This is a genomic window from Luteimonas padinae (assembly GCF_014652935.1).
Classification (GTDB): Bacteria; Pseudomonadota; Gammaproteobacteria; order Xanthomonadales; family Xanthomonadaceae; genus Luteimonas; species Luteimonas padinae.
Map to the genome: position 1 here is coordinate 210,008 of NZ_BMZT01000005.1, position 13,342 is coordinate 223,349.

General features: G+C 72.2%; 13 protein-coding genes. 7 read left to right on the plus strand and 6 right to left on the minus strand.

Annotation, left to right across the window (positions count from 1 at the left end; translation table 11 throughout):
- Positions 1-12 precede the first annotated feature (12 nt).
- Positions 13-1,287, minus strand: coding sequence for a formimidoylglutamate deiminase (locus IE168_RS07575; RefSeq protein ID WP_229823235.1), 1,275 nt, complete (start codon positions 1,285-1,287; stop codon positions 13-15).
- Between the two features lie 103 nt (positions 1,288-1,390).
- Between IE168_RS07575 and hutI the strand changes: the two genes are divergently transcribed.
- Positions 1,391-2,665 (plus strand): imidazolonepropionase, encoded by a 1,275-nt coding sequence (gene hutI / locus IE168_RS07580; protein WP_189496816.1) that lies wholly within the window; start codon positions 1,391-1,393, stop codon positions 2,663-2,665.
- A 175-nt stretch (positions 2,666-2,840) separates the two neighbouring features.
- Positions 2,841-4,058 (plus strand): dipeptidase, encoded by a 1,218-nt coding sequence (locus IE168_RS07585; protein WP_189496818.1) that lies wholly within the window; start codon positions 2,841-2,843, stop codon positions 4,056-4,058.
- A 248-nt stretch (positions 4,059-4,306) separates the two neighbouring features.
- On the opposite strand, the gene IE168_RS07590 is transcribed toward IE168_RS07585, so the two are convergent.
- Together IE168_RS07590 and IE168_RS07595 are read right to left on the minus strand one after the other, a co-directional pair.
- Entirely contained in the window at positions 4,307-4,498 is a 192-nt protein-coding gene (locus IE168_RS07590) for a 30S ribosomal protein THX (protein ID WP_189496820.1), read from the minus strand.
- A gap of 80 nt (positions 4,499-4,578) precedes the next feature.
- Positions 4,579-4,980, minus strand: a complete 402-nt coding sequence (locus tag IE168_RS07595) for a MerC domain-containing protein (RefSeq protein WP_189496823.1) — start codon at positions 4,978-4,980, stop codon at positions 4,579-4,581.
- A gap of 69 nt (positions 4,981-5,049) precedes the next feature.
- On the opposite strand from IE168_RS07595, the gene IE168_RS07600 reads away from it, so the two are divergent.
- The 4 genes from IE168_RS07600 to IE168_RS07610 all read left to right on the plus strand — a co-directional run bounded on the left by IE168_RS07600 (position 5,050) and on the right by IE168_RS07610 (position 9,373).
- Complete coding sequence (locus IE168_RS07600) at positions 5,050-6,606, plus strand: TonB-dependent receptor (protein WP_268245197.1); 1,557 nt, start codon at positions 5,050-5,052, stop codon at positions 6,604-6,606.
- 52 nt (positions 6,607-6,658) lie between these two features.
- Positions 6,659-7,300: a TonB-dependent receptor domain-containing protein gene (locus IE168_RS14690; RefSeq protein WP_268245201.1), complete on the plus strand. Its 642-nt coding sequence runs from the start codon at positions 6,659-6,661 to the stop codon at positions 7,298-7,300.
- A 91-nt stretch (positions 7,301-7,391) separates the two neighbouring features.
- Entirely contained in the window at positions 7,392-8,864 is a 1,473-nt protein-coding gene (locus IE168_RS07605) for a DNA-3-methyladenine glycosylase 2 family protein (RefSeq protein ID WP_189496825.1), read from the plus strand.
- Positions 8,864-9,373 (plus strand): methylated-DNA--[protein]-cysteine S-methyltransferase, encoded by a 510-nt coding sequence (locus IE168_RS07610; protein ID WP_189496827.1) that lies wholly within the window; start codon positions 8,864-8,866, stop codon positions 9,371-9,373. The genes IE168_RS07605 and IE168_RS07610 overlap by 1 nt, the downstream gene beginning before the upstream one ends.
- Before the next feature lie 52 nt (positions 9,374-9,425).
- On the opposite strand, the gene IE168_RS07615 is transcribed toward IE168_RS07610, so the two are convergent.
- Positions 9,426-9,926, minus strand: a complete 501-nt coding sequence (locus IE168_RS07615; RefSeq protein WP_189496829.1) for a Fur family transcriptional regulator — start codon at positions 9,924-9,926, stop codon at positions 9,426-9,428.
- Between the two features lie 182 nt (positions 9,927-10,108).
- On the minus strand, positions 10,109-11,509 hold the full coding sequence (gltX, locus tag IE168_RS07620; RefSeq protein WP_189496831.1) for a glutamate--tRNA ligase: 1,401 nt from the start codon (positions 11,507-11,509) through the stop codon (positions 10,109-10,111).
- A gap of 153 nt (positions 11,510-11,662) precedes the next feature.
- On the opposite strand from gltX, the gene lpxH reads away from it, so the two are divergent.
- Entirely contained in the window at positions 11,663-12,409 is a 747-nt protein-coding gene (gene lpxH / locus IE168_RS07625; protein ID WP_189496833.1) for a UDP-2,3-diacylglucosamine diphosphatase, read from the plus strand.
- Between the two features lie 124 nt (positions 12,410-12,533).
- Here the strand turns inward: lpxH and IE168_RS07630 are convergent, their stop codons facing one another.
- On the minus strand, positions 12,534-13,340 hold the full coding sequence (locus IE168_RS07630; protein ID WP_189496835.1) for a ferritin-like domain-containing protein: 807 nt from the start codon (positions 13,338-13,340) through the stop codon (positions 12,534-12,536).
- Positions 13,341-13,342 lie beyond the last annotated feature (2 nt).

The following is a 13,342-nucleotide window of genomic DNA, read 5'->3' on the forward strand; positions in this document are numbered from 1 at the left end:
GCGCGCTTCGGGTCAGGAATCGCGCAGCAGCGTGGCCAGGGCGCGCGCGTAGCCTGCCGCTGCGGCATCGCGATCGCGGTGCACGCCGCCGGCCACCAGCCGCCGACCTCCCACCTGCACGTCGCGCACCATGCTGCGGTTGCCGCTGAAGATCCAGCGGTCGGCGACGTCCGCGGCGGTGGCGCCGGCCAGCAGCGGCGAAGCGCCGTCGAGCACCACGGCATCCGCGTCCGCGACCAGATCCCCGGCGAAGCCGGTGGCATCGGCGGCGCTCGCCACCACGCCGGCGAGCAGCGTGCCGCCCACGCTCGACGAGGCCGGCGACACCGCGATGTTGCGCCGGTGCGTCGCCAGCCGCTGTCCGTACTCCAGCCAGCGCAGCTCCTCCACCGGCGACACCGAGATGTGCGAGTCCGAGCCGATGCCCCAGGCGCCGCCGGCATCGAGGAAGTCGCGCAGGCGGAACAGGCCGTCGCCGAGGTTGGCCTCGGTGGTCGGGCAGATGGCCACGGTGGCCCCGCTCTTCGCGATGCCGGCCACTTCCCAGTCGTTGAGATGCGTCGCGTGCACCAGGGTCCAGCGCGCGTCGACGTCGGCGTTCTGCAGCAGCCATTCCACCGGACGCCGGTCGCGGATGGCGAGGCAGTCCTGCACCTCGCCCACCTGTTCGGAGATGTGGATGTGGATGCGCGCATCGGCCGGCAGCGCGGCCAGCACCGCACGCATGGCGTCGGGCGGAACCGCGCGCAGGCTGTGCAGGGCGCAGCCGACGTGGAGCATGTCGCCCTGCTCCGCGCGCAGCGCCTCGAACAGGCGCAGGTAGCCGTCGACGTCGTGGCCGAAGCGCCGCTGGCGCTCGCCCAGCGGGCGGCCGTCAAAGCCGCCGGTCATGTACAGCACCGGCAGCAGGAGCAGGCGGATGCCGGTGTCGCGCGCGGCCTGGACGAGCGCGCGCGACATCGCCGCGGGATCGTCGTAGGGACGGCCGTCCGGCGCGTGGTGCAGGTAATGGAACTCGCAGACCGTGGTGTAGCCGGCCTCCAGCATCTCGACATAGAGCTGGCTCGCCACCGCATGCAGCGTGTCGGGATCGAAGCGGCCGGCCATGCGGTACATCGTCTCGCGCCAGGTCCAGAACGAATCCTCGGGGTGCGTCAGGCGCTCGGAGAGCCCGGCCATCGCGCGCTGGAAGGCGTGCGAATGCAGGTTGGCGATGCCGGGCAGCCGCCAGCCGCCGTCGACCGGCTCGACGATGGCGGCAGCGTCGCGGGTGGAAGTGGCGGTCATGGCGGGCGATCCGGCGGCGGGGTGCGATAGGCTACCGCGTCGACGCCAGACGAGGTCCGCTCCATGCCGCATCCGCACGACGACGACAACGCCGGAGCCCGCGATGGCCGCTGAGCGCTGGGACGGACTGCTCACTGGGGCGCGCCTGGCCACGCTGGACGCGGCGACCGACGATGGCGGCTCCGCTGCGGCTCCGTCGGACGACAGGGACGGCGCGTCACGATACGGGCTGATCGAAGCCGGCGCGCTGGGCTGGCGCGACGGCCGCATCGTCTTCGCCGGCCGCATGGACGCCCTGCCCGCCGCGCCCGCCGACCTGGCGGCCGACGTGATCGATGCCGGAGGCGACCTGGTCACGCCGGGCCTGGTCGACTGCCACACCCACCTCGTGTTCGCCGGCGACCGCGCATCCGAGTTCGAGCAGCGCCTGACCGGCGACAGCTACGAGGACATCGCGCGCGCCGGCGGCGGCATCGTATCCACGGTGCGCGCCACCCGCGCCGCGTCGGAAGACGAGCTGCTGGCGCAGTCGCTGCCGCGCGCACGCGCGCTCGTCGCCGACGGCGTGACCACGCTCGAGGTGAAGTCGGGCTACGGCCTGGACTTCGCCAACGAGCGCAAGATGCTGCGCGTGGCGCGCGCGCTCGGCGACGCGCTCGGCGTCCCGGTGCGCACCACCTTCCTCGGCGCGCATGCGCTGCCGCCGGAGTTCGGCGGCGATGCCGACGGCTATATCGATGCGGTCTGCGACTGGCTGCCGCGCCTGCACGCCGAAGGCCTGGTCGACGCGGTCGACGCGTTCTGCGAGCGCATCGGCTTCACCGGCACGCAGACCCGCCGCGTGTTCGAAGCCGCGCGCGCACTCGGCCTGCCGGTGAAGCTGCATGCCGACCAGCTCAGCGACGGCGACGGCGCGGCGCTGGTGGCGGAGTTCGGCGGGCTTTCGGCCGACCACGTCGAACACACGTCGGCCGCCGGCGTGCGCGCGATGGCCGCGGCCGGCACCGTCGCGGTGCTGCTGCCGGGCGCCTTCCACGTGCTGCGCGAGACGACGCTGCCGCCGATCGACGCCTTCCGCGAGGCCGGCGTGGCCATGGCCGTGGCCACCGACTGCAACCCGGGCACCTCGCCGCTGATGTCGCTGCGCCAGGGCATGCAGCTGGCCTGCACGCACTTCCGCCTGACGCCCGCCGAAGCGCTGCGCGGCGCCACCGTGCACGGCGCGCGCGCGCTGGGGCTGGGCGATCGCGGCGTGCTGCGCACCGGATTGCGCGCCGACTTCGTGCGCTGGCGCGTGCGCGAGCCGGCGGCGCTGTGCTACTGGCTGGGTGGCGACCTGGTCGCCTCCGTCCATTGCGGCGGGCGCAGGGTGGTTTGATGGCGCGGGCCATGGCCTTCATCCGGTGAGGAGCGGTCGCAGCTGTAGCTGCTCCTACAGGAAACACCTCGACACTCCACTGTAGGAGCAGCTACAGCTGCGACCCGCCCCCAATTCCCGCCATCCGCCATCCGCCATCCGCCACAGCCAACCATCAACCCCACAGGACCGCCCGATGCCAAGCCCCCAACACCGCCACGCCCTCGCCTGCGCCTTCGCGCTCGCACTCGCCGCCCCCGCCGTCGCGCTGGCCCAGGCCACCGACGCGGCCCGTGCGCTGGCCGCCGACGCGCTGATCGTCGACACCCACATCGACGCGCCGGGCGTGCTGGTCTCGAGCTGGGCCGACCTCGGCGGGCCGGCGCCCGACCGCGAATTCGACTATCCGCGCGCGCGCGAAGGCGGCCTGGACATCGCCTTCATGTCGATCTACACCTCCGCGCGCCAGGACGAGGCCGGCAGCGCCTGGCAGGCCGCCAACGCGCAGATCGACGCGGTCGAGGCGCTGGTCGCGCGCCATCCCGACCGCTTCGCCATCCTGACCTCGCCCACCGACGCGCAGCGCCTGCTCGAAGGCGGCCGCGTGCTGCTGCCGCTGGGCATGGAGAACGGCGGCCCGATCGGCGACGACCTCGCGCAGCTGGCGTTCTTCCACCAGCGCGGCGTCCGCTACATCACCCTCGCGCACAGCGGCAACAACCGCATCGCCGACTCCTCGTACACGGTGGAGAAGCGCTGGAACGGCCTGAGCCCCTTCGGCCGCGAGGTGATCGCCGAAATGAACCGGCTCGGCATCATGGTCGACGTCTCGCACATCTCCGACGAGGCCACGCGCCAGGCGATCGAACTGAGCACCGTGCCGGTGATCGCCAGCCACTCGGCGCTGCGCCATTTCACGCCGGACTTCGAGCGCAACCTCAGCGACGAGCTGGCGAAGCTGATCGCGGCCAAGGGCGGCGTGGTGCAGATCCCCTTCGGCACCGCCTTCGTCAATCCGCAGGCCGCGGCCAACACCCGCGACTGGTTCCGCGAATCGCTGGCCTTCGACCGCCGCAGCGCGGAGCGCGTCGCCGCCGGCGAGCCGCCGCTGGACCGCAAGGCCTTCGAGGCGCAGTGGGAGAAGGACCACCCGAAGGTGGACGCGCCGATCAGCGACGTGCTCGACCAGATCGACTACGCGGTGAAGCTCATCGGCGTCGACCACGTCGGCATCGGCTCGGACTTCGACGGCGTCGACGGCGAGCTGCCCGAGGGCCTGCGCACGGTGGCCGACTTCCCCAACTTCATCGCCGGCCTGCAGGCACGCGGGCATTCCGACGAAGACATCCGCAAGATCCTCGGCGGCAACCTGATGCGGGTCTGGGCCGAGATCGAGGCCGGCGCGAAGCGCTGACCGCCCCGCCCCTGCTTCCCCGCCTCCCCGACTCCCCGACTCCTGTAGGAGCAGCTACAGCTGCGACCGGGGCCGCGGAGAATGCCGGTCGCAGCTGTAGCTGCTCCTACAGCGGCGGGGGGGGGGGGGATCCAGGGGCGAGGGAGATCCGGACATTGGAGGGTTCGAGGCCCGGATGGATTCCGGCGCCGGAAACGACGAAGCCCCGCTGGTCGCGGGGCTTCGCAGGTGACGCTGGCAGCCGGGACTCAGTCCCTGGCGACGGTCTTCTTGGCCACGACCTTCTTGGCCGGCGCCTTGGCCACGGTCTTCGCGGAGGCCTTCTTCGCGACCGGCGAAGCGGCCGAGCCGGTCGCCTTGTCGGTGGCCTTGCTGCGGGCGTTGCCGTAGCTGGAGTTGTAGCGCTTGCCCTTGGCCGTCTTGCGGTCGCCCTTGCCCATCTGTTGCTCCTGGATTCGTATCGTTCGGTGGGCGCGCCCTTGCACGCCACAGGGCGCGCATCCTAGCACGGGCGCGGGTTTCACGCCGGCTGGCGGGCCGCCGCGGCATGGGTCAGGCGCAGGTTCATCAGGTGCGCGCCGGCGATCATCAGCCCGCCCACGGTCATCAGTCCGGCGTGCAGCGGGCCGTGGTCGTGCAGCGGGCTGAACGCCCCTACCCAGACCAGCGCGAGGCCCGGCAGCAGCAGCATCCAGGCGCGGAAGGCGCGGTGGCGGCGCCATCCGATGGCCAGGGTGGTGCAGCCGAGCAGGGTCGCGAACACGGTGACCGCCTGGTCGATGTCGACCCAGCCGCCGACGGACAGCCCCAGCGTCGGCATCAGCGCCAGCGCCAGCGGCAGCAGCGCGCAGTGCAGCGCGCACAGGAAGGACGCCGCGAAACCGATCCTGTCGGCCCTGTCGAGCTTGCAGTCTGTAGCCATGTCATTGGTTGGGTGGCGTCGAAGTTGAAACAATATAACATTCCATCCGAACCCATGCACGTGATTCCGATGCCTTCTTCATTCCCGCCCCGCCCCGCCCTGCTCGCCACCGCCCTGCTGCTCGCCCTGTCCACCCCGCCCGCGATCGCCCAGGACGCCGGGGACGCGGCCGGGCACGCCCACGACCATGACTACGAACACGGCGTCACCGACCTGGATGCCCTCACCGTCCGCGCCAATCCCATCGCCCGCACCGCCGAAGACCTGGCCCGCCCGGTGGCCGTGCTGGCCGGCGAACGCCTTGACGAAGCCAAGGCCGGGTCGATCGGCGAAACCGTCTCGCGCCTGCCCGGCGTGCAGTCCTCGTTCTTCGGCGCCGGCGTCGGCCGGCCGATCATCCGCGGCCTCGAGGGCGCGCGCGTGCAGGTGCTCAGCGACGGCCTGGCCGCCGGCGACGTGTCGACGGTCAGCGTCGACCACGCGGTCAGCATCGAGCCTTTCCTCGCCACCCAGATCGAAGTGCTGAAGGGGCCGGCCAGCCTGCTGTACGGCAATGGCGCCATCGGCGGTGCGGTCAACGTGGTCGACGGGCGCATTCCCGAGGCCGCCACGTCGCGTCCGCTGGAGGGCCGCGCCGAGCTGCGCGCCGGCAGCGTCAACGACGAGCGCACCGGCATGGTGCGGCTGGACGGCACTTCGGCGTCCGGACGGCTCGTGTTCCACATCGACGCCCTGCACCGCGAAACCGGCGACATCGACATCCCCGGCTACGCCGAAAGCGCGGTGCTGCGCGATGCGCACGGCCATGACGACCACGATCATGACCATGACCATGACCACGACGAAGGCGACCACCAGGACGCGCGCGGCACCCTGCCCAACAGCTTCGTGCGCACCGACAGCGGCGCCCTGGGCCTGTCCTGGGTGGGCGACAGGGGCTTCATCGGCATCGGCCAGAGCCTGTTCAACACGCGTTACGGCGTGCCCGGCCACGTGCATGCCGAAGACGACCACGGGCACGGGCACGGTCACGACCATGGCCATGACCATGGCGAGCACGAGGGCGACGACCACGGCGGCGTCCACATCGTGATGGACCAGCGTCGCACGGAGCTGCGCGGCGGCCTCGACGACCTCGGTCCGTTCCAGAGCCTGCGCGCCCGCGTCGCGCATACCGACTACACCCACACCGAATACGAAGGCGCCGCCGTCGGCACCGTGTTCGACAACGAAACGGTGGAAGGCCGGCTGGAGCTGGCGCACCGGCCGCTCGGCGGCTGGGAGGGCGCGTTCGGCCTGCAGTGGTCGCAGCGCGATTTCGCCGCCGTGGGCGCGGAGGCTTTCGTGCCGGATTCGGAGTCGCGCGATGCCGGCCTGTTCTGGATCGGGGAGCGCGACTTCGGGGCGGCCAGCCTCGAACTCGGCCTGCGCCACGACCGCAACGCCATCGACGTCGCCGCCGACGCCGGGCCGTCGCGCGACTTCAGCACCACCAGCCTGTCGCTGGCCTCGCGCTGGGACCTCTCGCCGGACGTGCACGTCTCGTTCGGGCTCGACCGCGCGCAGCGCTCGCCCACCGCGGAGGAGCTGTATTCCAGCGGCCTGCACGTCGCCACGCAGCCATGAGCTGGGCGACGCCGCGCTCGACGTCGAGACCGCGAACCGCGCCGAGATCGGCCTGCACTGGCACCGGGGGCCGCTGCGCGTGGGCGCTTCGCTGTACCACGTGCGCTATCGCGATTTCATCTACCTCGCCGACACCGGCATCGTCGATGGCGGGCTCGGTGTGCGCGCCTGGAACCAGGCCGATGCGCGCTTCACCGGCGGCGAGGTCGAGGCCGAATGGACCTTCATCGACAACGACAGCGGCGCGTGGACCACGCGCGTGTTCGGCGACATCGTCCGCGGCCGGCTGGATGGCGAGGGCACGCGGATGATGGACATCGAGGTGCCGCATGGCGATCACGCCCACCACTACGTCGCCGAGCTGGCGCTGGACGGCCACCTGCCGCGCATCGCGCCTGCACGGCTGGGCGCGGAGCTGCGCTGGGCCGGAGCCCACTGGCGTGCCGGGCTGGGCGCGGTGCGCCATGCCCGACAGGACGACGTGGCGGCGCATGAGACCGCCACCCCCGGCTACACCCTGGTGCACGCGAACGTCGCCTGGCACATGGATACCGCGGCGGGCAACGCGGTCGAGCTGTTCCTCAACGGCAGCAACCTGCTCGACGAGGAAGCGCGCGTGCACACCTCGTTCCTGAAGGACCTGGCGCCGCAGGCGGGCCGCGGCGTGAGCGCCGGCGTGCGGATCCTGTTCTAGCCCGCGTCCGGGAGGGCCCACCGTGGCCCTCCCGGCGCCGATGTCCGAAAACGGCCAGTCAATGGCCCCGGACCGGTGCTAGCCTCGCTGCATGTCCCGGCCCGCCCTGCCACCGCCCGACACCTGCGACCAGGCGCGCCGGAGCCGCGATCCGCGCTTCGACGGGCTGTTCTTCACCGCGGTGCACAGCACCCGCATCTACTGCCGCCCGGTGTGCCCGGCGCCGTACGCGAAGCGCGTGAGCTACTACGCCAACGCCGCCGCCGCGGAGGCCGCCGGCTACCGGCCCTGCCTGCGCTGCCGGCCCGAGCTGTCGCCGTCCGACGGTACCTGGCGCCGCGGCGACGCCGCGATCGCGCGTGCGCTGACCCTGATCGACCAGGGCGCGCTGGCCGATGCACCGCTGTCACGGCTGGCCGCGCGCGTCGGCCTCGGCGAACGCCAGCTGCGCCGGCTGTTCGTGGAGCGCCTGGGCGCGCCGCCGGTCGGCGTGCACGGCACGCGTCGCCTGCTGTTCGCGAAGCAGCTGCTCACCGAAACCGCGCTGCCGGTCACCGAGGTCGCCATGGCCGCGGGCTTCGGCAGCCTGCGCCGCTTCAACGCCGCGTTCCAGGACGCCTACCGCATGCCGCCGCTCGACCTGCGCCGGCAGCCGGGCGTGGCCGCGCGCGCCGACGGCGACACGCTCACGCTGCGGCTGGGCTATCGCCCGCCCTACGATTTCGCCGCGATGCTCGACTTCCTGCGCGGCCGCGCCCTGCCCGGCGTCGAACGCGTGGACGATGCGGCCTACGCGCGCGTCATCGCCGGCCCCGACGGCGCCCACGGCTGGCTGCGCGTCTCGCCCTGGCCGGGCGAGCACGCGCTGAGGCTGGAGCTGCACGCCGTGCCGGCCGCGCGCCTGCTGGACGTGGTGCAGCGGCTGCGGCGGATGTTCGACCTCGACGCCGACCCGCAGGTGATCGCCGACGCGCTGTCCGCCGATCCGCGCCTGCGGCCGCTGCTCGCGCTGCGCCCCGGCCTGCGCCTGCCGAGCGGCTGGGACGGCTTCGAGATCGCGGTGCGCGCGGTGCTGGGCCAGCAGGTCAGCGTCGCGGCCGCGCGCACCCTGGCCACGCGGCTGTCGCAGCGCTTCGGCGAGCGGCTGCCGGAACCCTTCGGCGACGGACTCGAGCACCTGTTCCCGACGCCGGAGTCGCTGGCCGGGGCCGACCTCGAGCCGATCGGCCTCACCCGCGCGCGCGCCGCGACCGTCCGCGGCGTCGCGGCCGCGCTGCTGGACGGGCGCGTCGATTTCAGGCCGGAGCATGGGCTCGATGAATTCGTGGCGCGCTGGGTGGCGCTGCCCGGCATCGGCCCGTGGACGGCGCAGTACATCGCGATGCGCGCGCTCGGGCATCCGGACGCGTTCCCGGCCGGCGACCTGGTGCTGCGCAAGGCATTGGCGGACGGCGGCACCGCGCCGACGGAGAAGGCCACCGCGGCACGCGCCGAGCGCTGGCGCCCTTGGCGCGCCTACGCGGTGATCCACCTCTGGAAAGACTCCATGCGAGGAACAACCTGATGGGCAGCATCCGCTTCATGCACATGCCGACGCCGATCGGCGTCCTGACCCTGGCCGCCGACGACGACGGCCTGCGCCGCATCGACTTCCCGCCGCCGCGGACGCCACCGGCCGGCGAGGACTGGACCGAAGGCGACAGCGACGTGCTGCGGGAAGCCCGCCGCCAGCTGGACGAGTACTTCGCCGGCGAACGCCGTGGCTTCGACCTGCCGCTCTCGCCGCACGGCACCGACTTCCAGCACGAAGTCTGGCTCACGCTGGCGCGCATCCCCTACGGCGAGACCTGGAGCTATCGCGACCTCGCGCAGCGCATCGGCCGGCCCACGGCCACCCGCGCCGTGGGCGCCGCCAACGGCCGCAACCCGCTGCCGATCGTGCTGCCCTGCCACCGGGTGATCGGCGCGGACGGTTCGCTCACGGGATTCGGCGGCGGGCTGCCGACAAAGGCCTTCCTGCTGCGGCTGGAGGGCGCGCTTCCCGGCGACACCGGGGCCCTGTTCCAGGCCTGAGTCCAGCCCCCGGCGCGACACCGGGCGGCTTCGTGACGCCGCGCGGCGGGATTCAGCCGCCGGCGGCCGTTCCGGCCGAACAATCCGCGCAGGTGCCGTGTACTTCCAGCGTCTGCGCCCGCGGCTGGAACCCCAGCGCGCGCGCGCGTTCGTCCAGCGCGGCGACGATCTTGCTGTCCTCCAGCTCGACCGCCGCGTGGCAGTCGTCGCAGATGAGGAAGGGGACCGAGTGCTGCGCCGTGCTCGGATGGTGGCAGGCCACGAAGGCGTTGACCGACTGCAGCTTGTGGATGAAACCGTTGGCGAGCAGGAAGTCGAGCGCGCGGTACACCGTCGGCGGCCCCGCGGCGCCCGGGCCGTCGCCGCCGCGGACGCGGTCGAGCAGGTCGTAGGCCTTGAGCGGCTGCCCGGCGTCCGCGATCAGGCCCAGCACGTGCGCGCGGATCGGCGTCAGGCGCAGCCCCCGTTCCCGGCAGGCACGCTCCACCGCGGCCACGAAGGCCGGGCCGTCGTGGACATGGTGCTTGGGATCGGTGCAGGCATGCGCGGGCATGCCTTGATGATGGTGGCGAACGCAGGCGGACTCAAGCCGCTGCCGCTGTCACCGCCGCCCACCGTTCGCCGTTCGCCACCCGCCGCCCGCCGCCACCTGTAGGAGCCGCTATAGCGGCGACCCCTGCACCACGGCAATTCGGGTCGCAGCCATGGCTGCTCCTGCAGGTGAGGGGGGCGGCGTCAGGCGGGAATCAGCGCGATCGCCGCATCGATGCGCTTCAGGGCTTCGTCGCGGCCGGCCAGATACACGGTGTGCGCGATGTCCGGGCTGACCTGGGTGCCGGTGATCGCCACCCGCAGCGGCTGCGCGACCTTGCCCATGCCCAGCCCGAGCGCTTCTGCGGTGGCGTGCAGGGCCTCGCCGATCGCCTCCACGTTCCAGTCGGCCAGCGCCTCCAGGCGCGCGCGCGCCTCGGCCAGCGGCGCCGCGGCCTCCGGCTTGAGGTGCTTGGCGACGGCCTTGTCGTCGTACTCCGTCAGCGGCTGGAACCACACCGCCGCGCGCTCGGCCATGTCCTTGAGCGTCTGCACGCGGTCGCGCAGGGCGAGCACCACGTCGGCCGGCGCCGGGCCGGCGGCGAGGTCGTAGCCGGCTTCGCGCAGCTGCCATTCGAAGTGCTTTGCCACGTCCTCCGGCGCGTCCTCCTTCAGGTACTGCTGGTTGAGCCAGCCCAGCTTGGCCATGTCCAGGCGCGAGGCCTTGGCGTTGACGTCCTTGAGGTCGAACAGCGACTTCATTTCGTCGATCGAGAAGATCTCCTGGTCACCATGCGACCAGCCCAGGCGCACCAGGTAGTTCAGCAGCGCGTGCGGCAGATAGCCGGCATCGCGGTACTGCATGACGTCGGCGGCGCCGGTGCGCTTGCTGAGCTTGGCGCCCTGCTCGTCGAGGATCATCGGCAGGTGCGAGAACGCCGGCACCTCGGCGCCCAGCGCGCGGTAGATGTTCATCTGGCGCGGGGTGTTGTTGACGTGGTCGTCGCCGCGGACGACGTCGGTGATGCACATGTCCAGGTCGTCGACGACCACCGCGAAGTTGTAGGTCGGGTAGCCGTCGGGGCGGAAGATGACGAGGTCGTCGAGCTCGGTGTTGCTGATCTCGATGCGGCCCTTGACCTTGTCGTCCCAGGCGACGACGCCGTCGAGCGGGTTCTTCAGGCGGATCACGCGGTTGGGGTCGTCGCGGTACGGCGCGCCCTGGTCGCGGTAGGCGCCGTTGTAGCGCGGCTTCTCGCCCTTGGCCATGGCGGCTTCGCGCATGGCGTCGAGCTCTTCCTTCGACTCGTAGGCGTAGTAGGCCTGGCCGGCGGCGACGAGCTGCTCGGCGACCTCGCGATAGCGCTCCACGCGCGCGGTCTGGTAGATCGGGCCCTCGTCGTAGTCGAGGCCCAGCCAGTCCATGGCCTCGAGGATGGCGTCGATCGCGGCCTGGGTGCTGCGCTCGCGGTCGGTGTCCTCGATGCGCAGGATGAACTGGCCGCCGCGGCGGCGCGCCTCGAGCCAGCAGTACAGCGCGGTGCGGGCGCCGCCGATGTGCAGGTAGCCGGTGGGGCTGGGGGCGAAGCGGGTGCGGCAGGTCATGGCGGCGGCTGGCTCGGGTGAATCGGGGATTTTAGCCTGTCGCTGCGGAGTGGAGGGTTGGTGGCGCGGATCGTGGGATGACAAGAACATTGGCGTGCGCGCGTCCGCAGGCTGCGTGACGCGGTGGCTTCAGCAGGCCTCTACAATCCGGCGATGAGCATTCTTTTCATCTCCGACCTTCATCTTGACCCTGCGCGCCCGGAGATCACCCGCCTGTTCGGCGAGTTCATCGACGGTGAAGCGGGGGAGGCCGACGCGCTGTACATCCTCGGCGACCTGTTCGAGGCCTGGGTGGGCGACGACGATCCGTCGGACACCGGGGCCTTCGTCGCCACGAAGCTGAAGGCGCTGGCCGACAGCGGCGTGCCGGTGTTCTTCATGCACGGCAACCGCGACTTCCTGCTCGGCGAGGCGTTCGCAAGGCGCGCAGGGATGACGCTGCTGCAGGACCCGGTGGTGATCGACCTGCATGGGCGGCCTGCCCTGCTGATGCACGGCGACACCCTGTGCACCGACGACGTCGCCTACCAGCAGTTCCGTGCGCAGACGCGCGAGCCGCGCTGGCAACAGCAGTTCCTGGCGCAGCCATTGGCGGCACGGCTGGCCTTCGCACAGCAGGCGCGCGCCGCCAGCCAGGCGCGACAGGGCGAACTGCGCGATGCGGGGACGATGGAGGCGATCACCGACGTGGCGCCCGGGGCAGTCGCCGCCGCGTTCCGCGGCCACGACGTCGGCCTGCTGATCCACGGCCACACCCACCGGCCAGCCGTGCACGCGCTCGACGTCGATGGACGCGCCTGCACGCGCGTGGTGCTGGGCGACTGGTACGAGCAGGGCTCGGTGCTGCGGGTCGATGCCGACGGGATGCAACTCGACGCCCTCGCCCCCCCGCGCCTGTAGGAGCAGCTACAGCTGCGACCCCGGCATGCAACACGGATGGTCGCAGCTATAGCTGCTCCTACAGGTGGAGGCCCGATCAGGTGGAGTCCCGAACAGATGGAAGCCCGGTCAGGCGGAGGCCCGGTCAGGTGGAGAGTTGCTGCAGCGCGGCCAGTTCGTCCTCGCTGAAGCCAGCGGCGCTGCGCGCATCGACGTTGAACGGCCCGTGCAGCACGGCGCGCGCGTACTCGGCCAGCAGCTCGCGGAACTTCGGCTCGGGGTCGATGCCGCGGCGCTCGCAGTGCCAGCGGAACCAGCGACTGCCGGCGGCCACGTGCGGCACTTCCTCGCGCAGGATCACTTCGAGGATGTCGGCGGTGGCGTCGTCGCCCAGCGCGCGCAGCTTCACGATCATGCCCGGGGTCACGTCCAGGCCGCGCGCCTCCAGCACCCGCGGCACCAGCGCCATGCGCGCCAGGCCGTCGTGCGCGGTCTTCTCGCACATTTCCCACAGGCCGTTGTGGGCGTCGAAGTCGCCGTACGCATAGCCGAGCTCGCCCAGTCGCGCACGCAGCATTTCGAAGTGCCGCGCCTCGTCGTCGGCGATCCGCACCCAGTCGGCGTAGTAAGCCGCCGGCATGCCGCGGAAGCGGTAGACCGCGTCCCAGGCCAGGTCGATGGCGTTGAGCTCGATATGGACGATGGCGTGGATGAAGGCGGCGCGGCCCTCGACGGTGCCGAAGCCGCGGCGCGGCAGTTCGCGCGGGTGCACCAGGCGCGGGCGCTGCGGGCGGCCGGGCATGCGGATCGGCTCCGGCGGCGGCGCGTCGGCATCGGGCGCCAGCAGCCCCTGGCCGAACGCGAGCGCGGCGGCGTGCGTGGCCGCGACCTTGTCGTCCGGGGACGCCGCGGCCAGGCAGCCGCGCGCGGCGTCGAACAGCGATCCGGCCACGC

Excerpts from the sequence above, each read along its gene's own strand:
- IE168_RS07575 (WP_229823235.1), bottom strand. The coding sequence starts at position 1,287 with ATGACCGCCACTTCCACCCGCGACGCTGCCGCCATCGTCGAGCCGGTC.
- hutI (WP_189496816.1), top strand. The coding sequence starts at position 1,391 with ATGGCCGCTGAGCGCTGGGACGGACTGCTCACTGGGGCGCGCCTGGCC.
- IE168_RS07585 (WP_189496818.1), top strand. The coding sequence starts at position 2,841 with ATGCCAAGCCCCCAACACCGCCACGCCCTCGCCTGCGCCTTCGCGCTC.
- IE168_RS07590 (WP_189496820.1), bottom strand. The coding sequence starts at position 4,498 with ATGGGCAAGGGCGACCGCAAGACGGCCAAGGGCAAGCGCTACAACTCC.
- IE168_RS07595 (WP_189496823.1), bottom strand. The coding sequence starts at position 4,980 with ATGGCTACAGACTGCAAGCTCGACAGGGCCGACAGGATCGGTTTCGCG.
- IE168_RS07600 (WP_268245197.1), top strand. The coding sequence starts at position 5,050 with ATGCCTTCTTCATTCCCGCCCCGCCCCGCCCTGCTCGCCACCGCCCTG.
- IE168_RS07605 (WP_189496825.1), top strand. The coding sequence starts at position 7,392 with ATGTCCCGGCCCGCCCTGCCACCGCCCGACACCTGCGACCAGGCGCGC.
- IE168_RS07610 (WP_189496827.1), top strand. The coding sequence starts at position 8,864 with ATGGGCAGCATCCGCTTCATGCACATGCCGACGCCGATCGGCGTCCTG.
- IE168_RS07615 (WP_189496829.1), bottom strand. The coding sequence starts at position 9,926 with ATGCCCGCGCATGCCTGCACCGATCCCAAGCACCATGTCCACGACGGC.
- gltX (WP_189496831.1), bottom strand. The coding sequence starts at position 11,509 with ATGACCTGCCGCACCCGCTTCGCCCCCAGCCCCACCGGCTACCTGCAC.
- lpxH (WP_189496833.1), top strand. The coding sequence starts at position 11,663 with ATGAGCATTCTTTTCATCTCCGACCTTCATCTTGACCCTGCGCGCCCG.